The following is a 22,829-nucleotide window of genomic DNA, read 5'->3' as shown; positions in this document are numbered from 1 at the left end:
CCCTATCGCCCAGAGTTACCGGTAGTCCACGCCCGCCGTGCGAGCGCGGGAACCGGCGGAGATGATTCGTGCCAGCGCCCACCCAGCTGCAGTCACCAATGGCACGCTGACGATGATCAGCGCAACAGGGTTTGCCTGAAACTTCGGCCCGTCGGGACCATCCACATAAGCGCCGATCGGGAGGGTATAGCCACCCCCGCCACCACCGCTTCCTTCACTTTCATTTCCGGGGGTCGACTCGCGCTGGACCCACTTGCCAGCCCCTCCGCCGCCGCCAAAACCAAAGATGACCAACGCCGCAGGGACTACTTCCCGGCCGCCCACCGTGATGCTCTCACCGAAAGCCATCTTCGCGCCCCATGACGGTAGGGATTTCGTCAGCATTTCGATTGGATCTTCCATCAGCTCACCGCTTCCACCTTGCCCGAATGTTGGCCGCTCCAACACCGGTTGTTGCCGCGTAACTGGCACGCCGTCAGCGGATCCTGACTCCCGACAATGTGCGTCCGGCACCAAGGATAGGACCCGCTGAACCGCGCCGCTAGAGCCTAGGGCATGCGCAGAGCGTTCCTGGCAGAGCTCAGGTGTAGGACTCGACCCGTTCAATAGGAAGACCGGAACGCCACGCGTTGAGTGCGAAGCGAAGCGAAAGGACCAACAGTATGATTCCCGCAGCAGTGAAGGAGAGACCATAAAGTGCGCTGTTCAGGTGGAGGCCGAGCGGTGCAAGCCCAAGGGCCGCTCCTCCCAGCGCCGCAATACCGAGTTCGGTCCGCCAGATGTGGGAGACATTCCGCCACCACAGCTGGGTGGCGGACCCCTGCTCAACACTCCATCCATGTCGCTTTAAAGCTCGGTTATAGGTCAGCTTTTTCACCAACGACATACCGACCATGGCGGCTAGTGCACCGGTGATCGTGCCGTACACCGTCACGATGAACCAGAACTGCTCCCGTGCGGAGGAACCGTCCGAGGCGGCTATCTCGCCGCGAAGGTCGAGCACGAGGGGCATCACCATCACGAGAATCCAGGCAATGATGGCAAGGCCCAGCAGGAGGGCATGGAGCCAGACGCTGATAGGCCGCAGATCGACGGCGAAGCTGCCGCCCGAGGAACCGGATACCCTACTCTCTCCCCAGCGTCCACGCAGCGCGAACTGGCCAAAGAAAAACCCAATCATGGACAGCAGCCCCATCAGGGTTGGAAACGCAATGGTTGAGGTGCCGGCGACGTCATCCTCAAAGACACTGCTAATCGAGTTGTCTCCGGCCGTGAGGGACAGAAGCCAGAACACGGCGCCGGCCGCAACGAGCAAGGCACCTGCCCCAACAAGATTGCCCACGACGGCAACGATCCGTCGGGTGATTGCGACAGGACCGGTGGTTCGTCTGCCTTGATCGTCTAAAGGCTGGTGGTCGCCTGAATCGCCCGCCCATTCCGTCGACGACGTTCTGCGGTACTTTCCTTTTGCCATGCGTGCTGCCCCTGAATGATTGAGGCATGACCGCTGCCTGAGTGCCTAAATCAAACCACGCCGGCATTCCCACCCGTGAACGAAAGCCCCAGTTGCGAGTCGTCGTAACGAAAAGCCTACGTAGCCTAATGAGCTTTGTCGGTCGACTTCGGTAGGCTCCGGATACCGCTACAAGCGGTTTGATGATCGAGGAGGAAACCAGCATGGCGGGAAATGTGGTTGTTGGGGTCGATGGTAGCGACACCGCGTATATGGCTGCGTCACGGGCTGCGGTCCTTGCTGAGGGGCTGGGAGTAGAACTTGTGGTGCTCAGCGCCCACATCAAGGGCAACACCGAGGTGGTTCGGATCGGAAATGACACCTGGATACTCGACGACGCCGAGCAGGCCCTGAAGCTGGCTGAACGGGTAGCTGTGAAGCTGCGCGAAGAGCACCCTTCGGTGAAGGTCCGTTCGGCTGCGGGCCGGGGGAAACCGCAAGATGTCCTCATCGAGGAAGCCGAACGCACCGGTGCCCAGTTGCTGGTGGTGGGCAACGTGGGCATGACAGGCCTATTGCGGGTTCTGGGAAGCGTGGCGTGGAGCGTTGTGCACAACGCTCCCTGCGACGTACTCGTGGTGAAAACTGCTTCCTAGTTTCTCCAGCATTGCTGTGCTGCGCTTAAGGGCCGCGGTGGAGCCCGGGACGAGCACGTGGACGCCCGGCGTGAACGACGACGGTACTTCGTCTGTGCCCGGGCGCTGGGCGACGTAACGGGCCTGCTAATCTCACTCAATGGTGATTGTCCAGCGAGCAAATATGGCTGTTGTAGACGGTGCTCCTGCTGCCCTGGTGCTCCCCGGGGCGCGCTATACGGTTCATGCTCCGTTGCTCTATTGGCCGATCCTCGCCCTGATCGAGAGCGGATGGGATGTGTGGTGCATCGACTGGCATTCAGGGATCGAAACGGTGGACCGACAGGACATCGCTGGTTTTATGAAATCTGCGTTGGCGCGTGCCGAAGAGTTGATGCCCGCCCAGCCTGAGCTAGTGATCGCGAAGTCGCTAGGGACGTACGCGCTGCCCCATTTCGCGACGCGGCAGGTGAAGGCAGCCTGGTTGACCCCGATCCTTAGCGATCCAGCTATCGCTGACGCATTCTCCGGGATGCATCCAGGTCAGCATCTCGTGATCGGTGGAACGGCGGATCCATCGTGGCATCCAGACCTTATGGGGAGCACTGATGCCCGGGTCATCTCGATCGACTCGGCCAACCACAGGCTGGAAACCGCATCGATGGGCTGGCGTACTTCTGCAGATACCGGTCTCAATGTAATCGAGACGATTATCGACCATCTCGGTATCTCGTAGGACTGCCGTCGGCGGGACGGGTAGGCTCGCCGAATGCCAAACCCCGCGTTCTTTCTCTATACCCGCAGTAACGATATTGCAGCCTCCCGCCGGTTCTACCGGACCTGGTAGGGGCTTGAGAAGTTCTTGGTCGGCTACTGGAGTTACGTGGTCAAAGACCCCATGGGACAGACGGTGCAGATAGCCGACCCAATCAGCGGAGTCCCCCGAAACACCTAGGTCGCTTTCGGCAGCGGACCCGGCCCACACCGCAAAAGGACACACTTCGCAACGCGAACGACGGTCTGAGCGGCCGCAGCCGTAACGTTTAAGCGCATACGGATCTTATTTTCCACACTTCGCTTCAAAGGACTCTACGAACTTGTCACTCGAATCATTGCCCGTCCTGGACTACTCACTGCTGAGCGCCGGCCAGGAAGAGGCCGCACAATTCAGAGCCGATCTACGCGACGCGATGCACGACGTCGGCTTCCTCTACCTGGGCGGCCATGGCATCCCCCAGGACCTCACCGATCAGATGCTCGCGATCTCCCGTCGCTTCTTCGATCTGTCCGAGGAACAGAAACTTGCGCTGGAAAATGTCAATAGCCCACAGTTCCGTGGCTATACCAGGATGGGTGCCGAACTCACCGACCGGGCTGTGGACTGGCGTGAACAGATCGACATCGGTGTCGATCGCGACGCCGTCGAGCCTGGCCCAGGCGTGGCCGACTATTGGCGCCTGGAAGGTCCCAATCTGTGGCCCACAGATCTTCCTGAGATGCAGGAGATTGTCTCCGACTGGACACAGCGCCTGAGCACCATTTCCCTCGATCTGCTGAGGGCAATAGCGGTGTCCCTCGGTGCACCGGAAGATAGCTTCGACGAAGCGTTTGGCGACCGGGCGTTTCCGATGCTGAAGATTGTGCGCTATCCGGGGGAGTCCGGCGATAAGCCCAAACAGGGCGTTGGGTCACACCGCGACGGCGGCGTGCTGACACTGCTCCTCGTCGAACCTGGAAAGGGCGGACTCCAGGTTGAACACCAGGGAAAGTGGATCGACGTGCCCGAGGTTCCTGGTACCTTCGTGGTCAACATCGGCGAGATGCTGGAGCTCGCTACCAACGGTTTCCTGAAGGCGACGTTGCACCGGGTGATCTCACAGGCGGACGGCGCGGAGCGGATTTCCCTGCCCTTCTTCTACAACCCTGCGCTGGACGCCACGATGCCCGCGCTGACCATGAGCCCGCAGTATCACGCCAAAGCCACTGGACTCTCTGTTGATCCGACCGACAGCCCGATCCTGGAAACTTACGGGGATAACGCGCTCCGGTACCGGCTCCGCGCCCACCCCAATGTCGCCGCTGTGCACCACGCCGATCTCGTGGCACAGAACAGCACGCCGACCTCCTGACAAACGGCGGATACGGTGAGGAGATAGCCCGGGGAGGCATCCCCGGGCTATCTCGCGACTGGGCGGGCACCTGGAGAGTACTTCTGGTGACACCGTCGTACTTTCCGTCCGGTGTCACTGAGGATCAGATCAGGGCGCGCGCAACACGAAAAAAATGAAGCTCAGAAATGAATCGCGCTCCTTCAAACCCGGTGGAATGAGGTCCGCCGGGGTATCGGACGAGTAGGGAGGCTCGCTGATCACCTCGATCTGGAACCCGGCCCTGGTGAACGCGTCAGTCATCGCGTGAAGCGGCCGATGCCAGTAGGTCAGGGTGGCGGGTTCGCCATTGAAGGTGAGCTCATCCGAGTACTTCGTCACCTGGAAATAGTCCTTGCCGGGGTTGTTCCAGGGGAACAGGATCGGATGATTCACCGACACAAGGAGTCTGCCCTCCGGACGGAGGACGCGCCGGATCTCGGAGAGCGGACCAGCCCAGTCCTCCAGGTAGTGGAAGACCAATGACGCAACAACATCATCGAAGGCGTCGTCGGCAAAGGGGAGCCGTTGGCCCAGGTCGGCGGCAACCAGTTCCGCCCTGTCGCCATTTCTCTTCTTCGCCAACTCAAGCATCGCCTTGCTGGAGTCAAACCCTGTCACGTTCGCGCCACGATCAAGGAGCGCCGTCGTGAGCGGGCCAGCGCCGCAGCCGGCGTCGAGAATACGACGATCCCGAACGTCTCCGGCTAGTCCAATCATTGCCGGGCGTTCGTAGTATTCGTTGAGCAAACTCGACTCATTTTCGGCCGAGTAGGAGTCGGCGAACGCATCGTAATCGGTGTCCTGCAGCATGGGGGAACTCCTCCGGATCGCAGATTGAGGCCTAACCACCCCGAGGGTAACAGCCTTCTTCAACTAACCCATGGCACCTCGGCGCTGCAGCCGGTCGGTCCGCCATCGATTCACACCACTGAGGGCTCCGACTACGGTCCGCGCAGCCGGAGATTGCAGCTGTGACCGGGTATGGGCGATCGCAGCATTCCACAGGGCATCGTTATAGGTCGGATAAGGATGTGTCACCCCCGCGAGGGCGCGGGTGCTGAGCCCCTGATCTACGGCAAGAGTGAGCTCAGCCAGCGATTCACCAGCTCGCGGTCCGACGATCGTCCCGCCGAGGATGCGGCCGCCCTTGCCGATGATGATCCTCGTGAACCCGGAAGTTTGCTCCTCGGTGATCGCACGATCGGTGTGCGCGTGCGGGATGGTCACTGCGGTGTGGTTCCTTGCCGTGGCGTCGGTGAGGCCGACGGCGGCGACCTCCGGGGAGGTGAAGGTGACCCGCGGCATGACCGGGCTGATTTTCCTGCGAAGACCCAGGACCGCGTTGGACGCTGCAGTGCTCGCGTGCACTCCGGCGAGATGGGTGAACTCGGGGTAGGCGGTGACGTCCCCGGCCGCCCAGATGTTTGGGGCGGACGAGCGCATCGACGTGTCAACGAGCACCCGGCCGGACGGGTTACAGGATACGCCCACCAGATCTAGGCCCAGGCCCCGTGTCCTGGCTTCCCGGCCGGTGGCCGCGAGGATGACGTCCGCATCGAACCGTTGCCCGTCTCCGGTATGGAGGACGGTTCCGTCGTCGTTCGTGACCTGCTTGACATCGGTGTTCTCGATCACCTGGACGCCGTCGGACCGGAGAGCGTCACACACGAGGGCAGCTGCGTCCCGGTTCTCCTTGGGCAGGATGGCGGTGCGGGCAAGGATCACCACCCGTGAGCCCAACCGGGCGAACGCCTGGCCCAACTCACACGCAACCGGGCCGCCACCAATAATCACCAGGCGTCCTGGAAGGATTTCCAGGTCCCAGATGGTTTCCGAGGTGACAACCCGTGGCGACTGGTCGAGACCGGGTATGGAGGGCAGAGCTGGCGCTGCGCCGGTGGCGATGAGCGCCTGCCGAAAGCGGATGGTCCTGCCGTCGACGTCGGCTTCACCAGGACCGGTGAAGCGTGCGCTGCCGGAGATAACAGTGACGCCCGCCGCGGTGAGGGATTCCGGTGAATCCTCCGGTTCGATTGCGGCGATTGCCCCGGCGACGCGTGTGCGAACCAGGGCGAAATCAGTGCGATTACCGGTGAGAGCACTTTCCCCGGCAGCGGCGGCGGCCGCGGACAGGATCGTTTTCGACGGGACGCAACCGGTCCAGAGGCAGTCCCCACCGGTCCGGGATCTTTCCACCAGTACGGTGCGGGCACCGAGGCTCGCGGCCGTCATCGACCCGACGATCCCAGCGGTCCCGCCACCGATGACCAAAAGATCCACTACCTCGGTATCACGTGCCATTACTTCGCCCTCATTAACGTTGTTCCGGTTCTCCCCAGCCTAAGCTGGATCAGGTCCCCGCCCGCAGGGAATCGCACCACAACTCCAGGAGCATCGCGATGTCCAGAAGGTACAGGACCTTCGCACGGTTCTACGACGCGCTCTCCGGCGAGTATCCCGTATACCGTGCGGGCCGGGAACTTGGCATCAAGCGACTGCCGCTGCAGGCTGGAGGGCAGGTGCTCGACGTCGGATGCGGCACCGGGTTGAACTTCAGTCTCCTCCAGCATCGGGTTTCGCCAGGTGGCACCATTGTCGGCATCGACAGCAGCCCAGAAATGCTTGAGCAGGCCAGACGGCGGGCGACGCGCAACGGTTGGACCAACGTGATCCTTATCCAAGCCGATGCAACCACCCTGTCTCCCGCCGACATCGGATCCCGCATCGCAGCGAGGGGAGGCCGGGCACGCTCTGATGCAGCACTTGCCACCTATTCCCTGTCCCTGATGGTGCACTGGGAGACCGCCTGGGCCGCGATGGTCCGGCTCACGACACCAGAAGCCTCCTTGTGCATCGTCGACATGCAGAAGCCAACTGGATTCGCAGCAGTCCTGACGCCACTTGCCCAGGCCGCCTGCTGGCTTGGCGGCGCAGATATTGACGCCCACCCCTGGACAGGTCTGGAGCGTGACTGTGCCGACGTCGTTGTGTCCTCCGCCCGGGGTGGACACCTGCAGATCCGAGTAGGAAGACGACAAAGCTAACTATTTAGCTGCCAAGCGTCGCGAGCAGCGGACTCATGCGGTAGGGGATAGGTTGGCGCAGGAACATACTCGTTCGGGTGCGCAGGATTCCTGGACAGAGGCGGATTTCTTCAGAGACCCGATACAGGTCGTCCGGGTCGCGGGCGACCACCCGGCAGAGAAGGTCCGTTTCACCGGCGGGAGCGAGGCATTCGATGATTTCCGGGATGGCCCGCAGGCCCTCTACTGCAACATCGATCCTGTGCTGGTCGAGCTCCGCCGCCACATGGGCTGAAATTCTCAGGCCAAGCGCCTCGGGTGCTATGCGTACGCTGTGATCCCTGAGTGCCCCTTCGCGCTCGTACCGCTCCAGCCGGGCCTGGACAGTGCCACGCGCCAGGCCAGTGCGGTGTGCGATGGCGAGCACTGTCATGCGGGAGTCGGCATCCAATGCTTCGAGGACAGCCCGATCAATTGCGTCCCGGATGGGACGGTGACCTTTATTGACGGCCATGGGTGCTCCTCATTTTCGCGGTCAGGATGACCATATTTACAGGCCACCACGATTGAAGTGTAGTCAGATTGACCACTGCATGCTTCGACTGTTGCACAAAGGGATTGCCATAGCGCTCAATAGGAGACAGAACGGCCAGGAAGGGTGATCCTCTACCTCGGCTTCAGGAACAGCCATTGAGTACATCCCGCGACAGGCTGTAGGAACCACGCCCGCACAACGAGCGCAATCCGTCCGTTGCACCATCCATAGGCAACGGACTCCTTTCCCTACCTAACGCCTCGCCGTCGGAACCGCGCCCATGCCAGCCGGGTTGGCGAGGAACTGCGAGAAGGCCAGCTCCGCGGCTCCGATCATCATCAGATCGGAACCCAACTCAGCGCGGTGGATCGTCACCTCGCTCGCCGGTCCGCCCAGCGCCTGCGACTGCAAGTGATCGCCCAGCGTCTGGGGGGACAGGGCGTGAAGAACGCCCAGGAATCCGTCCAGGACGATGGCGTCCGGGTTGAGGGTGTTGACCGCGTTGCGGAGGGCTATGCCCAGGTACCCCAGCTGGCGTGCCACCTCCTTGTCGAGCTTGTCGCTTCGGCGGGTGCGGAGCGCATCTTCGAGCTGGGAGGTATCGCCACCGTCCAACCCCGCGAGTTCGAACAGAGGGGCCTGCGAGACCTCCGTCTCCAGGCATCCAGACGCCCCGCAGTGGCAAACCGTGCCGGAGGTGCGGACCAACGTGTGGCCCATTTCGCCTGCGTACCCGGAGGATCCCCGTAGGAGAGTCCCGTCGGAGACCAGGCCGCCACCGATACCGCTCGCCCCGCCGTTGAGGTAGACAATGTTCCGCTGGCCTGCGCCGGCTCCGAAGATGAGTTCGGCCTCCGCCGCCAGGGAAGCGTCATTGGCGGCGTGGCACACGTAGCCGGACGCCTCACTCATCATTCTGGCGACGGGTTCATCACGCCACCCCAGATGCGGTGCATACCGAACCACTCCGTCGTCGCGGTTGACCAGTCCCGGCACCGCCATCCCGATGCCCGTAATCCGGTACGAGGCAGCCAGCTCGGACTGCATACCCTCGATCACTGCCACTGCGATGTTGACCGCTTCCCGGGCGGTGGGAATCCGTTCGGTGGCGTAGCGGATCTTCTTCTGTACTTTCCCGCCGAGGCTCATCAACCCGATGGTGACCGCATCGATTTCAGGATTGACCGCCAGGGCAGCGATTGACGGGCTGGGATGCACCTCGGGGCTCGGTCTGCCGACCTGGGCTTTGCCGGTCGGTGCCGCCTCGTACATCAGCCCGAGGGTCACCAGTTGGCCGATCAGCGCCCCTACCGTCGAACGGTTCAGGCCGGTCCGTTTGGTCAGCTGCGCGCGGCTCAGGGAGCCATGATGGTGGACTAGAGCGGTAATGAGGGCGAGGTTGTTCCGTCGCGACGGATCCGGATCGATGGCCGGCAATGGCGGGGACAGGTGCGGCAACGGTGGTTGAGTCATTGGGGGAACTGTCGGTGCGATGACACTGTGGCGACGCTACCAGTTGCCATAGAGGGTGCGCTCAAGGAACGTATTTCGGAACTTTCCGGTCGGATCGAACCGGGCAGCGAGAGCAATGAAATCATCAAACCGGGGATACAGCGTGGCCAGGGTGGACGGCTCGCTGGTAAATACCTTGCCCCAGTGTGGTCTTGCCGCAAAAGGAGCAAGTTCCGAATCAATCAGCCTCAGCGCTGCCTCGACCGCTGGCTGGTCGGGGTGCCAGGTGAAGTGCAAGCCGATGCCATCGCGGCCGTAATTCGGGCTCAGCCATAGATTGTCCTCCGCGATGCTCCGGATCTCACCGATCATCAGCAAGGGTGTTACGACGTCGGAGAGTCCGCGCAGGGTACGGATCGCGTCGACGGCGTGTTCGCGCGGGATCAGATATTCGCTTTGCAGCTCTTCGCCCTTGCTCGGGGTGAACTCGGCCCGAAAGTGCGCGAGCCGGTCTGACCAGGGTCCGGAAACGCCAAGTTGCTGGGTGCAGTTGCGCCCGGATACCCCAGGTAGTGGATGGCGCGCCCCGGTGGCGGCGGTTCCGCCGTAGAACGTCGGGATGGAGCCCCCCTCGGTGGTCGTGTCGCTTCCTCCGCCGGTGAACGAGTCCGTGCGGTGCTTTAGCCATGCCTGGTCGACAGTCGTACCACTCCAGGAGGTAAACAGGCTCACACTGTAGGCCGAGGACATCACGCCGTCGAAGTTGTCCAGTACCTGATCCCAAGCGAGGTTCTCGAAGACCGTCTGGGTAACGTCGAACGCGGGTTCGATGTCCAGCGTGAGCCGGGAAACGATCCCGAGCGCACCCAGAGCGACCACCGAGCCGTCGAAGTCGGGAGACTCGCCACGGCGGATGGTGTGAATGCTGCCATCGGCGGTGACCAGCTCGATGCCCGCGACGGCGGTGGCGAGATTGCCGTTGGAGTCTCCGGAGCCATGGGTGCCTGTTGATACTGCTCCGGCCACCGATATATGGGGCAACGACGCCAGGTTGTGAAGGGCAAAGCCCTGCCGTTGCAGCTCAGCGGCCAGCGTCGCGTAACGGGTTCCCCCACTGACCGTCACGGTCAGGCGTGCGGCATCAACACTGATCTGGGGATCAAGGCCGTCAAGCGTCGCGAGGGTTCCACTGGTGTCTGCGATGTCGTTGAAGGAGTGCCGAGAACCCAAGGCGCGGATCCTCGCTGCGGAGGCCACCAGGTCCTGGAGCTCCTCGACCGACCGCGGGCGTGCCATCCGCGGTGCCCGGTAGGTGACGTTTCCGGCCCAGTTACGTTCCTCGACAAGCTGTTCCATGTATGAAGTATCCCTCTTTGTGGGGCTCGAGCTACGTTTGATGTTCTTGGCAACATAACATGTTCGTGTTGCTGCTGGAGATGTGGCGGCTGACTCTACCAAGGGTTCACGGCCCCGGCAACGGTTGACATCGGGCAAAATTGGAATATGTTTGTTAGCAAAACAATTCACCTGGCGTTTGTCCCAGGAACACGTTCTGTCACTACCTGCGCTACCCCTACAAAACCCGGAGACTTCACATGGCACTGCAGCCCACCCGAGACGACAAATTCTCCTTCGGACTCTGGACGGTGGGCTGGGAAGCCCAGGACCAGTTCGGATCGGCAACCCGCGCCCCGCTTGACGTAGTCGAAGCCGTCAACCGCCTCAGCGACCTGGGGGCCTACGGCATCACCTTCCACGACAATGACCTGTTTCCCTTCGGTTGCTCGGCAGCGGACCGTCAGCGCGAAATCGACCGGTTGACCGGCGTGCTGAAGTCGACAGGAATGGTCGTCCCAATGGTCACCACCAACCTGTTCAGTCACCCCGTCTTCAAGGACGGGGGATTCACTAGCAACGACCGCGGGGTCCGCCGTTTCGCGCTGCGGAAAGTCCTGGACAACATCGACCTCGCTGCTGAACTGGGCGCCAAGACCTTCGTGATGTGGGGAGGTCGCGAGGGCAGCGAATACGACTCCGCCAAGGACATCCGTGGCGCCCTCGAACGGTACCGGGAAGCCGTCAACCTGCTCGGGGACTATGTGACCGACAAGGGTTACGACATCCGTTTCGCGATCGAGCCGAAACCAAACGAACCCCGTGGCGACATCCTGCTGCCCACTCTCGGCCACGCCATGGCCTTCATCGAAACCCTCGAGCGCCCTGAACTGGTCGGCATCAACCCCGAAACTGGTCACGAGCAGATGGCGGGACTGAACTTCACCCACGGCATCGCGCAGGCGCTCTACCAGGGCAAGCTGTTCCACATTGACCTCAACGGCCAGCGAAGCATCAAGTTCGACCAGGACCTCGTATTCGGCCACGGCGACCTGCAGAACGCCTTCTCCCTAGTGGACCTGCTCGAATTCGGTGGTCCCGCTGGCGGGCCTTCCTACGATGGCCCGCGGCACTTCGACTACAAGCCGAGCCGCACCGAAGACATGAACGGGGTCTGGGATTCCGCAGCGGCCAATATGCAGACCTACCTTCTGCTGAAGGAACGTGCCGCAGCCTTCCGGGCGGACCCCGACGTCCAGGCGGCCCTCGCCGCGTCGAAGGTCTCGGAAATCAACGAACCAACTCTCGACGCCGGTGAGGGTTATGAGGCACTGCGCGCCGACCGCTCCGCCTACGAGGACTTCGATACCGAGTCCTACTTCAACGGCAAGGGCTTCGGCTTCGTCAAGCTCCAGCAGCTGTTCATCGAGCACCTGCTCGGCGCCCGCTAGTCTAGCCGCTCCTTTCACTGGGGCCTTCCGTCGCCGGACGCCAGCAGTCCGGCGACGGAAGCCTGTTCCCTCCTCATCACCCCAACACGGAAGTCCTCCCATGCCACGTGTCGCAGGCGTCGACAGTTCAACCCAGTCCTGCAAGGTAGTTATCCGGGATGCAGCCACCGGAAAGCTGATACGGCAGGGCAAGGCCCGCCACCCCGACGGTACTGAAGTCGATCCGGAGGAGTGGTGGACGGCGCTTCAGGAGGCCATCGCCGACGCCGGAGGCATCGATGATGTTGAAGCGATCTCAGTTGCGGGCCAGCAACATGGGATGGTCTGCCTGGATGAGGACGGGAACGTCATCAGGCCGGCCCTGTTGTGGAACGATGTCAGGTCTGCCGCCGCTGCGACCTCCCTGGTGTTGGAGTCCGGGGACGGAAACGCCGACGACGGCGCCCGCTACTGGGCGGAGACCACGGGCACGGTTCCCGTGGCGTCGCTGACCGTCACCAAATTGCGGTGGCTGGCAGAGCACGAGCCGTCGAACGCTGCACGCGTAGCAGCCGTCTGCCTGCCCCATGACTGGCTCAGCTGGCGTCTGGCCGGTTACGGACCTGGTACCGGACGCGAGGGACTGGCGGCACTGCACACGGACCGGTCCGACGCGTCAGGGACCGGCTACTACTCGCCGGCGCAGGGGAAGTACCTCCCCGAGGTCGTGCAAGATGCCCTTGGCAGCATTCCGGTACTACCGACCGTGCTGGGCCCGGCGGAATCGTCCGGCCGCACCCCGGCTGGAGCACTCATCGGCCCGGGAGCTGGAGACAATGCGGCAGCGGCGCTGGGGGTCGGCGCGATGGTCGGGGACATTGTGGTGTCCCTCGGTACCTCCGGCACGGTGTTCGCCGTCTCCGACACTCCAACGCACGACCCCAGCGGTCTCGTGGCTGGCTTCGCTGACGCTACTGGTAATTTCCTGCCCCTGGCCTGCACCCTGAACGCGACCCGCATCTTCGACGCCACAGCGGCTGTGCTTGGCCTTGACCTGGCTGAGCTGGCCGATCTTGCCCTCACGGCTCCGTCGGGCTCGGAGGGTCTGAGCCTGGTGCCGTACTTCGAAGGCGAGCGGACCCCCAACCTGCCCCACGCCACCGGCCTGATGCAGGGGATCACCCTCGCCAACTACACCCGGGCAAACCTGGCCAGGGCCGCCTTCGAGGGGGTCGTCTGTTCTCTCGCAGACGGTCTCGCTGCCATCCAGGCGCAGGGTGTCACCGCCGACCGCATTATCCTGGTCGGTGGGGGTGCGCAGTCCACCGCCGTGCAGCAGATCGCCGCGGGAATCTTCGGGCTGCCGGTGGTGGTTCCGGCAGCCGGCGAATACGTGGCCGACGGCGCCGCCCGGCAGGCCGCTGCCACCCTTACCGGAGAGTTCCCGGAGTGGCACATCGACGCGGTGACCCTTCCGCCGGTCCCTGCATCGCAGGGCAGCAGCGAGGTGCTGGCCCGGTATCGGAGGGCTGCGGCGCTCCTGCACCCCACCCTGTCACCAGCCTGATGGCCCGGAAGAGCCTCAGCGCGGCGGTGCAGTCGACTCCCGGACCAACAGTCGCGTGGCCAGCTCAACCCGGGTGGAATCAGGCTCCTGCCCGTCGATCTGGCGCAGCAGTGCTCGTGCGGCCGAGCGGCCGATCTCCCTCAGCGGTTGTTCCACAGTGGTGAGCTGGGGCATGGTCGCCTCGGCGAAGGAGGTGCCGTCGAATCCGACGATGCTCAGGTCCGCGGGCAGCTGCAGACCGCGCCGGCGCGCCTCCTCCCACACTCCGATCGCTATCGTGTCGTTTGCGGCGAAAATGGCCGTGGGTGGTTCCGGGAGCTCCAGGAGCTGGGACAGTCCCTCGATGCCGAAGGACCGGGTGAAATCCCGGGAGATGACGTATTCCGGCCGGACCTCGATGCCCCGGCCCAACAGTGCCGCCACGTACCCGTGCTGGCGGTCCTGGCTGCATTCGGCTAGGGGCGGTCCACCCAGGTGCGCGATGCGCCGGTGTCCCAGATCCAGCAGATGTTCTGTTGCGGTCTTGCCACCCGCCCAGTTGGTCGCACCCACACTGACGACGTCGGCCCCAGGAGGGTTGATCGGATCCACGAGGACCACTGGCAAACCGCGCTCCTGGAATGTGACCAGGTCGCTGCGGCCCCATTTCGACGTGACCAGCAGCAGGCCCCGCCGCCCGGCGTCGAGCATGCGCTGCGCCCGCTGGGCCGCGCTGGACGCCTGCAGCGACATGGCCGACAGCACCACCTCGGCACCGTTCTCTGCGGTGCATTCAAGGATCCCGTCCATGACCTCGGAATAGTAAGCAGTGGTCACGTTTTCCACGACGACGTCGATCATCACCAGTTCGGTCCGCCGGCGGGTGGTGGGCGAACGGTAGTTGAGGCTGCGCATGACCTCCAGCACGCGGTCACGGGTGGACGCGGCCACATCATCCCTACCGTTGAGAACCTTCGAGACTGTGGGGATGGAAACCCCCGCAATCTCGGCAACGGAGGCGAGCGTCGCCTTCGGAGTTGTGGCATTGACTGCTGCCATCACTTCCTCTTCCTAATGAACGGGCACGGCCTGATACTGCCGAGGGTGTTGACCTTGTTGGTGTGTCGAAGCTAACTTTACCAATATCGAAACATCTTTCGAAATAGTTTCGAAGATGGATGAACAAACTGGTGGATGAGCGGTGACTTGTCGTGGTCGCGGCGACAGTTCGTCAGCGGGCTCACCGCCGGTCCCGGCACTAATCGAAAGGAACCCTGTGACACCTTCACCACCTCCACTCCGGGTAGGAATGGTGGGCTACGCGTTCATGGGCGCTGCCCATTCCCACGCCTGGCGCACCGCCCCGCGGTTCTTTGACCTACCCCTGAAGCCGGAGCTGGCCGTTCTGGTCGGACGGAATGCCGACGCCGCCAGGGATGCCGCCCACCGCATGGGCTGGGCCGAGAGCGCCACTGACTGGCGGGACCTCCTGGATCGTGACGACGTCGACCTCATCGATATCTGCACCCCCGGCGACACACACGCCGAGATAGCGATCGCCGCTCTCAGAGCGGGAAAGCACGTCCTGTGTGAGAAACCACTGGCTAACTCGGTGGCAGAAGCCGAACGGATGGTCGCTGCCGCCGACGCAGCAGCCCAAAACGGTGTCCTCGCTATGTGTGGGTACAGCTACCGGCGCACGCCGGCGCTCACCCTCGCCCGGGAACTGGTCCAGGAAGGAAGGCTCGGGACCATCCGGCACGTCCGCGCCCAGTACCTGCAGGACTGGCTCTCCGACGAACTGACCCCGCTGACCTGGCGAATGGATAAGGCGAAGGCCGGTTCCGGATCCCTCGGCGACATCGGCGCGCACATCATCGACGCTGCGCAGTGGGTGACGGGTTCACCGATCTCCGGCGTCTCGGCGCTGATGGAGACCTTCGTAACCGAGCGTCCCCTGGGCGGCGACCTGGTCGGACTGGGCGGCCGGGGGGATTCCTCGGGGGAGCGCGGCCCGGTGACGGTCGACGACGCCACTGCCTTCACTGCGCGGTTCGACTCCGGAGCCATCGGCGTGTTTGAGGCGACGCGGTTCGCACTGGGCCGCAAGAACGCGATCCGCCTGGAGGTCAATGGCTCGAAGGGATCGATCGCCTTCGACTTCGAGGACATGAATGTCCTGGAGTACTACGACGGCAGCAACGACAGCCGCACCTCGGGGTTCCAGCGCATCCAGGTGGGAGAACCCGATCATCCGTACACAGGAAACTGGTGGCCGGTGGGTCATGGTCTGGGCTATGAACACGGGTTTACCCACCAGGTGGTGGATTTGGTGGGAGCACTCGCGGACGGGCGGCAACCGTCGCCGTCGTTCGCCGACGCGCTGCAGGTACAGCGGGTGCTGGCTGCTGTGGAGCACAGCGCCACTAACGAATCCCGCTGGCAGCGGGTTTGAACCCCAAAGAAGGAGGACCGAATGCGTCCTGGAACCCTGCCGACGCCGAGTTCTCCACCGGCCATTGACGCCTCCCGACTGGCCAGCGAAGTGCCAGTTACCAACCCATAGAAAGATTCTGAGATGACGAAGAAGTTCGCCCTGGTAGTCCGCGGCGGTTGGGACGGCCACCAGCCCGTCGAAGCCACCGACCGGTTTATCCCGTTCCTGAAGGGCAACGGGTACGACGTCCGGATCGAGGACTCCCCGAAGATCTACGCCGACCCCGACTATATGGCCACCGTGGACCTCATCGTGCAGTGCAACACGATGAACACCATCGAGAAGGATGAATTCCAGGGGCTCCGCGCAGCCATCGAGGCAGGGACTGGCATGGCCGGCTGGCACGGCGGTATCGCGGACTCCTACCGGAACCAGTCCGACTACCTGCACCTGATCGGCGGCCAGTTCGCGTGCCACCCGGGAAAACACCCGGACGAGTGCGTCGGCGAACAGTCCGACAACTACGTCCCCTACCGGGTGAATATGCTGCCCGCCGCGGCCGACCATCCCATCACGCGGGGGATCGGGGACTTCGACCTCGTCACCGAGCAGTACTGGGTGCTTACCGACGACTACATCGACGTCCTCGCCACCACCACGCAGGCCGTCCGTGAGTGGGACCCGTGGAACCGCCCGGTCACCTCTCCGGCTCTGTGGACCCGCCAGTGGGGCAAGGGCCGCATCTTCGTCAGCACTCCGGGGCACCGGGTGGAAATCCTCGACGATCCGAACGTACGTACCATCATCGAAAGGGGCATGCTGTGGGCAAGCCGTTGAATCTGGGAATCGTCGGCTGTGGAGCCATCATTGCCCAGTACCTTGACACTTTCCAACGGCTGGACTCGGTGAATCTGGTCGCGGTAGCCGACCTGGATCCATCCCGGGCGCAGGCCGTGGCAGCCGCCCAGCCCGGTGTACGTGCTCTGGGTGTCGACGAGCTGCTGACCGATGACGAGGTGGACCTGGTCCTCAACCTCACGATTCCTGTGGCGCATGCTGAGGTGGCGTTGCGGGCAATCGCCGCAGGGAAGGACGTCTATGGGGAGAAGCCTCTGGCAGCGACGACTGCTGAGGCGAAGGAGGTCATCGACGCCGCCCGGGCAGCGGGTGTCCGGGTTGGCTGCGCACCTGACACGGTGTTGGGCACCGGCATCCAGACTGCGCGGAAGGCGATCGACGACGGCCTGATTGGAGCCCCGATCTCCGCGACAGCAACCATGATGACCCCAGGGCATGAGCGCTGGCATCCGAACCCGGACTTCTACTACGTACCCGGCGGCGGACCGCTCCTGGACATGGGCCCGTACTACGTAACGGCGTTGGTCACTCTTCTAGGTCCCGTGAAATCGGTGATCGGGGCGGCGAGCCACACCCGCACCTCGCGGCGGATCGGCTCCGGCCCCCGGACAGGCGAAACGATCCCGGTCACGACAGACACCCACGTCACAGGAGTCCTGGTGCACGAGTCAGGAGCGCTTTCCACCTTGGTGATGAGCTTCGATGCCGTCCAGACGCGGTCGCCGAACATCGAGATCCACGGCGAAACGGCAAGCCTGATCGTGCCGGATCCCAATAGGTTCGACGGCGAGGTGCAGGTCTGCACACTGACCGACCAGGAGGCCGGTTGGGCAATACTCCCTGTCAGCGCCGGGTACCACGACGCCGGCCGGGGGTACGGTGTCGCCGACATGGCTCAGACACCCGAGGGCCAGGAGCACCGTGCCAACGGTGACCTCGCCTTCCACGTGCTCGACGTCCTCGAGTCACTGCTGGAATCGGCTGGATCCGGGACTTCGGTCACGGTCGGAACCACGGTGAGGCGTCCCTCGGCGGTGCCCCTGACGGGGGTCCCACAACCCGTGGTCTAGGGGAGGTGCCGCCTCCATCCGGGTGGAACCTCCGGACTGTAGTCGTCAGAGCTGGTTCCTTTGATGCGGCAAGGGGACCAGCTCTTCCGGCGCGGCCGTGGACACCACCGCTGGTCGACGCGCAGAGAACTTTTGGGGAAAAGCCCTGACAATTGGGGCATCAGCTATCGCCGTCGGGTAGCAGAGCAAAGCCCGCGTCCCGGGAACACGCAGGACATCTGCGTGCCCAGCCAATGGACCGGACCGGGCGTGATGCCCGCTCCACTTCGCTAGCGTTTCACCGGCGCGCCGAAGAATCTGAAGATAGCAGGAACCGTCGAGTCCGAAAGCTATCGATAATCCTTTCGCAAAGTGATTGACGTCACCTTTCTCTCTCGGTAAGGTTATGGAAAGCGCTTACCTTCGAGCTTCGGCGATGAGCGACCCCGCCCGCGGGGGCAGCCGCCTGAAGCCGACGCCAGCGCATTGCAAACGGATCAGAGAGGATCACGATGCTTCACTTCAAGAAATCAAACGCCAACCGCCGGGGTCTCGCCGTCGCCGCAACCGCAACAGTTCTTGCTCTGACGCTGAGCGGCTGCGGCGGGGACAGCGCCGACGATGGAACGGTCGAACTGGACTTCACCTGGTGGGGCGCCGACGCCCGCGCCCAGCTGACCGAAGAGGTCATCGCTGAGTTCGAGGACCAGAACCCGGACATCACGATTAACGCCAACTGGAGTGCCTGGGACGGATACTGGGACCGGCTGGCAACCACCACTGCGGGCGGAGACGCTCCGGACGTGATGCAGATGGATGAGTCACGGATCGCTGCCTACGGAGAGCGGGAATCCCTGCTGGATCTGGGCACCGTCGAAGACACACTTGACCTCTCGAGCATGACCCCGGAGGTTCTCGATACTGGCAGGGTGCAGGACTCGATCGTGGGGGCACCCGTCGGCGTCGGAATCTTCTCCGTTGGCGTGAACCCTGACATTCTTGAACGGGCCGGTCTGGAGATGCCCGACGATACCACCTGGACGTGGGACGACTTCACCGACATGGCGGTCCAGGTGAGTGAGGAACTCGGCGACGAGGGCATTACCGGATTCGACTTCTTCGGCACTCAGACCATGGAGCTGGGCGCCTACGTGCGGCAGCACGGCGAAGAGCTCTTCCCTCGTGAGGGCGAAACACCCGTCAGCGCGGAAACGCTCGAGAAGTACTTCGCCTTTGCGCTGGAACTGGTCGATTCGGGAGCAACCCCCGCTCCTTCGACGCAGACCGAAAATGTCACAGCATCACTGGAGCAGCAGCCGTTCGGCACCAATACGACGGCGTTCCACCTGCAGTTCCACACCCAGATCCAGGCGTTCGTTGATGCCAGCGGATCCGAGCTCGTGTTGCTGCGCCTGCCCGCGCAGTCCGAGGGCGAGTCAGCAGAAATGGTGAACAAGGCATCCATGTACTGGTCGATCTCCTCGCGGACCGAGCATCCGGAGGAAGCCGCACGTTTCGTGGACTTCCTTGTCAACGACGAAGACGCCGCGAAGATCCTCCAGGTGGAACGCGGTGTCCCAGCCATCCCTGCCATCCAGGAAGCAATCCGTCCGGAGCTCGGGGACACCGGGGTGATGGCCCTGGACTTCGCCGCCGACCTGCAGGCAGAAGTGGTCGAACCCCCACAGGTGACGCCGTCGAACGCCTCCGAATTCGGTAGCGAACTGTCCCTGATCGGCAGCGAAGTGCTCTTCGGCCGGCAGTCGCCCCAGCAGGCCGCCGAGTCGACCCTCGCAGTGATCGAAAACCTGCAGTGATCCTAACTGCAGTGGCCTAACTGCAGCGATCAAGAACGGCAGTTCCCAAGGGGCTGCGGTAATCGACGACCCGAGCTGACGCCAGGCCGACACTGGCCCGGGGAACCAACTTCACGCCCCTGGGCGTGCCAGAGCACAACGATGATATGGAGCATTATGAACCCGCAGTCTCAGCCGAAACCGATCCGCACCGCGCTGATCGGTACCGGCAACATCGCCAGGGTGCACGCCGAGGGGATGCAGAAACTTGCCGACAGGGGTTCCATTGTCGCCGCCGTCGACGTGGACCCCGAGCGGTTGGCGGAATTCTGCGACAAATGGGACATCCCGAACCGGTACACCTCGATGACCGACCTGTTGGCGGCGGAGGAGCTGGACCTGGTTCACCTCTGTACGCCCCCAGGCTTCCACAGAGATCAGGCGGTCGAGGCGCTCCGCAGCAATGTAAACGTGCTCTGCGAGAAACCCCCGGCATTGACCCTGGTGGAGATTGACGAGATCACCGCCGCGGAGAAGGTCTCGGATGCGTCCTTCGCCACCGTGTTCCAGCACCGGTTCGGGTCCGGTGCGCAGAATCTCCAGCGGCTGATACGCCAGTCGGCCCTAGGCGCCCCGATGACCGCGATCTGCAACACGCTCTGGTACCGCCCGGATGAGTACTTTGATTTGCCCTGGCGCGGGCAGTGGCTGGTGGAGGGCGGTGGTCCCACCATGGGGCACGGCATCCACCAGTTCGACCTTCTGCTGTCGATCTTCGGCGGGTGGACCGACGTGACCGCTGTGGCGGCCCGGCAGGCCAGACCCACGAACACCGAGGACTTCTCTGCCGCGATCGTCCGGTTCGAGAACGGTGCGATTGCCACCATCATCAACAGTTTCCTGTCGCCGAAGGAAACCAGCTACCTGCGGTTCGATTTTGATCATGCCACCGTTGAACTGGAGCACCTGTACGGCTACACCGATGACAGCTGGTCGCTGACAGCGGCGCCGGGCCACGACGATCTGGTACGGCTGTGGAAAGAAGGCCTGACGGGTCAACCGTCCGGCCACGCCTCCCAGTTCGCTGCGGTTTTCGACGCCATCGAAGCTGGCGAACCCCTGCCCGCTACCAGCAGCGCGTCGAGGTCGACCATGGAACTGATTGCCGCGATCTACGCCTCGGCGTTCACCGGGAAGCCAGTCGCCAGCGGCGAGATCACCCCCGAATCACCGTTCTACTCCGCCATGGACGGGTCCGCCGCTCCATGGTCCGATGTGAAAGCGAGCCACTGATGCCTGACGTGACGATCCTGACCGAACCCGAGCCCACTGGCCTGACCCTGGTCCATGAGCACGGCCGCAGCCTTCTGATCCGCGCGGGAACGCAGGAGATCCTCCGGTACGTGTATGCACCCTGGGACCCGGCCTTCGAATCCCCGCGGCCCTACTTCCACCCGATCCGGACCCTCGGCGGCCGAACAGTTAGCGAGTACCGGCCGCACGACCACGTATGGCACAAGGGCCTGGCCTGGTCGCTGCCGAACATGGGCACCGAAAACTTCTGGGGCGGCCCCACCTACAACCGCGGACGCGGTTACGAGCAGCTGGAGAACAACGGCACCATGGTGCACACCGGCTTTGAATCCATCACCGTGACCGGGGAGCGCATCTCCGTCGTCGAAAACCTTCAGTGGCGCACGCAGGCCGGAGAGTTGTGGGTTGAGGAGCAGCGTTCGTTCACCGTAGAACTGTCGGCCGCCGAGCATCAGGCCTGGTCGCTTACCTACAGCACCAGCTTCGTGAACGTGTCGGGCACAGTCATTGCAATCGGCAGCCCCACCACCCAGGGCCGCGAGAACGCCGGGTATGGCGGCCTTTTCTGGCGCGGACCACGATCCTTCAGCGGCGGGCAGGTGTACGCGCCGGGCGTCACCGGGGGAGACGAACTGATGGGCATCCGGGCGCCCTGGATGGCGTTCAGCGGCAAGCACGACGGCGACGGCGGTGCCTCCACGCTCGTGTTCGTTGACTCACCGGGGAACACGTACGCCGGGGGCCACGAGAACACCGAATGGTTTGTGCGGACCGGGATCTTCGCGGTGATCAGCGCCTCGCCGTTCTTCTCCCAAGAAACGGATTTCGAGCCGAACCAGACCCTCGCCTACCAGTACGGCCTTCTGGTCGCCGATGGGGACCGGGGGCTTGACGGAGCGCAGGAACTCGCTCAGGCGGGACGACAACTGCTCGGAGAAGCCGTCGGAGCCGGAATATCATGAGCCACCGCGTCGACCCTGCCACAGCCCCGAACTTTCCCGGCGGAACCGGTGTGACCCGCCTGAACGTGTACTCGTGGGATTCTCCGGACGGCCTGTGCGGCGGCAGCCCGCACCTGCACACCGCTTCCAGTGAGGGCTACATTGTGGTGGCGGGGCAGGGCAGGGTCCAGACACTAGGCGCTGAGGGTTACGCCGAGCATCCACTCGTGCCGGGGACGGTGTTGTGGTTCACGCCCGGCACCGTGCACCGGTTGGTGAACGACGACGGCGCGCTCGACATCGTCGTTGTGATGGGGAATGCTGGGCTGCCCGAGCACGGGGATGCAGTGTTCACTTTTCCAGATGAGGTCCTTGCTGATCCGGAAAAGTACCGTGCCGCCGCGACGCTGCCGTCCGGCGCCGGTTCTGCCGAGATGGAAGCGGCCGTGCGGGCACGGCGTGATCTTGCCCTGGAGGGGTACACCGGCTTGGTGGACCGCCTGAACCGGGGGGACCAGGGAGCGCTACGCGAACTGCATGAGCACGCCGCCTCCCTGGTGGCGGACAAGACCGGCCACTGGCGGTCTCTGGTGGAAGCCGGCCCGCTGGCGCAAGCCAACCAGACCCTGGCAACCATCAACCAGCTCGCCTCCGGGGACGCTTCCCCGCTGGCGTCAGCGACCGTCCGCGGGGCGGCCCCGGTGTCGACTGAGCCGCTCTACGGAATGTGTGGGCGGCTCCAAACCTGGGATCTGAAACCCGCAACAGGTCTCCGCATCCACAGTTAGGACGGGTTATGTCTGCGTTAGGTGAACTTTCTCAGATGAAGCGGGGGCCGAAGGGTCCTAAGCGGAAGCTGACTGATGCTGAGAAGA

At 63.5% G+C, this 22,829-nt stretch carries 21 protein-coding genes; 13 read left to right on the top strand and 8 right to left on the bottom strand.

Going from position 1 to position 22,829, the window contains the following annotated elements; genetic code table 11:
• Positions 1 to 15 precede the first annotated feature (15 nt).
• Complete coding sequence (locus tag HMI57_RS14775) at positions 16 to 402, bottom strand: hypothetical protein (RefSeq protein WP_171586771.1); 387 nt, start codon at positions 400 to 402, stop codon at positions 16 to 18.
• A gap of 178 nt (positions 403 to 580) precedes the next feature.
• On the bottom strand, positions 581 to 1,474 hold the full coding sequence (locus tag HMI57_RS14770; protein ID WP_171586770.1) for a hypothetical protein: 894 nt from the start codon (positions 1,472 to 1,474) through the stop codon (positions 581 to 583).
• 203 nt (positions 1,475 to 1,677) lie between these two features.
• Here HMI57_RS14770 and HMI57_RS14765 point away from each other — a divergent pair, with 203 nt between their 5' ends.
• The 3 genes from HMI57_RS14765 (at position 1,678) to HMI57_RS14755 (ending at position 4,217) form a co-directional block, all read left to right on the top strand.
• Positions 1,678 to 2,109, top strand: a complete 432-nt coding sequence (locus tag HMI57_RS14765) for a universal stress protein (protein WP_171586849.1) — start codon at positions 1,678 to 1,680, stop codon at positions 2,107 to 2,109.
• Positions 2,110 to 2,248: 139 nt separating this feature from the next.
• On the top strand, positions 2,249 to 2,824 hold the full coding sequence (locus tag HMI57_RS14760; protein WP_171586769.1) for a hypothetical protein: 576 nt from the start codon (positions 2,249 to 2,251) through the stop codon (positions 2,822 to 2,824).
• A gap of 361 nt (positions 2,825 to 3,185) precedes the next feature.
• Complete coding sequence (locus HMI57_RS14755; RefSeq protein WP_171586768.1) at positions 3,186 to 4,217, top strand: isopenicillin N synthase family oxygenase; 1,032 nt, start codon at positions 3,186 to 3,188, stop codon at positions 4,215 to 4,217.
• Between the two features lie 129 nt (positions 4,218 to 4,346).
• On the opposite strand, the gene HMI57_RS14750 is transcribed toward HMI57_RS14755, so the two are convergent.
• Complete coding sequence (locus tag HMI57_RS14750; protein WP_171586767.1) at positions 4,347 to 5,048, bottom strand: class I SAM-dependent methyltransferase; 702 nt, start codon at positions 5,046 to 5,048, stop codon at positions 4,347 to 4,349.
• A gap of 63 nt (positions 5,049 to 5,111) precedes the next feature.
• Positions 5,112 to 6,539: an NAD(P)/FAD-dependent oxidoreductase gene (locus HMI57_RS14745; RefSeq protein ID WP_171586766.1), complete on the bottom strand. Its 1,428-nt coding sequence runs from the start codon at positions 6,537 to 6,539 to the stop codon at positions 5,112 to 5,114.
• A 98-nt stretch (positions 6,540 to 6,637) separates the two neighbouring features.
• Here HMI57_RS14745 and HMI57_RS14740 point away from each other — a divergent pair, with 98 nt between their 5' ends.
• Positions 6,638 to 7,282, top strand: coding sequence for a class I SAM-dependent methyltransferase (locus tag HMI57_RS14740; RefSeq protein ID WP_171586765.1), 645 nt, complete (start codon positions 6,638 to 6,640; stop codon positions 7,280 to 7,282).
• Between the two features lie 4 nt (positions 7,283 to 7,286).
• Here the strand turns inward: HMI57_RS14740 and HMI57_RS14735 are convergent, their stop codons facing one another.
• The 3 genes from HMI57_RS14735 to HMI57_RS14725 all read right to left on the bottom strand — a co-directional run bounded on the left by HMI57_RS14735 (position 7,287) and on the right by HMI57_RS14725 (position 10,604).
• On the bottom strand, positions 7,287 to 7,775 hold the full coding sequence (locus HMI57_RS14735) for an Lrp/AsnC ligand binding domain-containing protein (RefSeq protein WP_171586764.1): 489 nt from the start codon (positions 7,773 to 7,775) through the stop codon (positions 7,287 to 7,289).
• A 273-nt stretch (positions 7,776 to 8,048) separates the two neighbouring features.
• Positions 8,049 to 9,269, bottom strand: a complete 1,221-nt coding sequence (locus HMI57_RS14730; protein WP_171586763.1) for an ROK family protein — start codon at positions 9,267 to 9,269, stop codon at positions 8,049 to 8,051.
• A 36-nt stretch (positions 9,270 to 9,305) separates the two neighbouring features.
• On the bottom strand, positions 9,306 to 10,604 hold the full coding sequence (locus HMI57_RS14725) for an FAD-binding protein (protein ID WP_171586762.1): 1,299 nt from the start codon (positions 10,602 to 10,604) through the stop codon (positions 9,306 to 9,308).
• Positions 10,605 to 10,843: 239 nt separating this feature from the next.
• On the opposite strand from HMI57_RS14725, the gene xylA reads away from it, so the two are divergent.
• The gene (xylA, locus tag HMI57_RS14720) at positions 10,844 to 12,034 is read left to right on the top strand and encodes a xylose isomerase (protein ID WP_171586761.1); all 1,191 of its coding nucleotides are present in this window, start codon (positions 10,844 to 10,846) and stop codon (positions 12,032 to 12,034) included.
• A 100-nt stretch (positions 12,035 to 12,134) separates the two neighbouring features.
• On the top strand, positions 12,135 to 13,580 hold the full coding sequence (xylB, locus tag HMI57_RS14715; protein WP_171586760.1) for a xylulokinase: 1,446 nt from the start codon (positions 12,135 to 12,137) through the stop codon (positions 13,578 to 13,580).
• 15 nt (positions 13,581 to 13,595) lie between these two features.
• Here the strand turns inward: xylB and HMI57_RS14710 are convergent, their stop codons facing one another.
• Positions 13,596 to 14,618 carry a LacI family DNA-binding transcriptional regulator gene (locus HMI57_RS14710; RefSeq protein WP_171586759.1) on the bottom strand — a complete coding sequence of 341 codons (1,023 nt, stop codon included), beginning with the start codon at positions 14,616 to 14,618 and terminating at the stop codon, positions 13,596 to 13,598.
• Positions 14,619 to 14,868: 250 nt separating this feature from the next.
• Between HMI57_RS14710 and HMI57_RS14705 the strand changes: the two genes are divergently transcribed.
• The 7 genes from HMI57_RS14705 to HMI57_RS14675 all read left to right on the top strand — a co-directional run bounded on the left by HMI57_RS14705 (position 14,869) and on the right by HMI57_RS14675 (position 22,742).
• Complete coding sequence (locus HMI57_RS14705) at positions 14,869 to 16,014, top strand: Gfo/Idh/MocA family oxidoreductase (protein WP_171586848.1); 1,146 nt, start codon at positions 14,869 to 14,871, stop codon at positions 16,012 to 16,014.
• 123 nt (positions 16,015 to 16,137) lie between these two features.
• Positions 16,138 to 16,833: a ThuA domain-containing protein gene (locus HMI57_RS14700; protein ID WP_171586758.1), complete on the top strand. Its 696-nt coding sequence runs from the start codon at positions 16,138 to 16,140 to the stop codon at positions 16,831 to 16,833.
• Positions 16,818 to 17,924 carry a Gfo/Idh/MocA family oxidoreductase gene (locus HMI57_RS14695; protein ID WP_171586757.1) on the top strand — a complete coding sequence of 369 codons (1,107 nt, stop codon included), beginning with the start codon at positions 16,818 to 16,820 and terminating at the stop codon, positions 17,922 to 17,924. Before HMI57_RS14700 ends, HMI57_RS14695 begins: the two co-directional genes overlap by 16 nt.
• Positions 17,925 to 18,415: 491 nt before the next feature.
• Entirely contained in the window at positions 18,416 to 19,720 is a 1,305-nt protein-coding gene (locus HMI57_RS14690; RefSeq protein ID WP_171586756.1) for an extracellular solute-binding protein, read from the top strand.
• A 156-nt stretch (positions 19,721 to 19,876) separates the two neighbouring features.
• The gene (locus HMI57_RS14685; protein WP_171586755.1) at positions 19,877 to 20,992 is read left to right on the top strand and encodes a Gfo/Idh/MocA family oxidoreductase; all 1,116 of its coding nucleotides are present in this window, start codon (positions 19,877 to 19,879) and stop codon (positions 20,990 to 20,992) included.
• Positions 20,992 to 21,975 (top strand): PmoA family protein, encoded by a 984-nt coding sequence (locus HMI57_RS14680; RefSeq protein ID WP_171586754.1) that lies wholly within the window; start codon positions 20,992 to 20,994, stop codon positions 21,973 to 21,975. The genes HMI57_RS14685 and HMI57_RS14680 overlap by 1 nt, the downstream gene beginning before the upstream one ends.
• Entirely contained in the window at positions 21,972 to 22,742 is a 771-nt protein-coding gene (locus tag HMI57_RS14675; RefSeq protein ID WP_171586753.1) for a cupin domain-containing protein, read from the top strand. Before HMI57_RS14680 ends, HMI57_RS14675 begins: the two co-directional genes overlap by 4 nt.
• Positions 22,743 to 22,829: the final 87 nt, after the last annotated feature.

The organism is Arthrobacter sp. 260 (genome assembly GCF_013116745.1).
Classification (GTDB): domain Bacteria; phylum Actinomycetota; class Actinomycetes; order Actinomycetales; family Micrococcaceae; genus Arthrobacter_D.
This window is presented reverse-complemented; position numbering and strand designations above follow the sequence as displayed.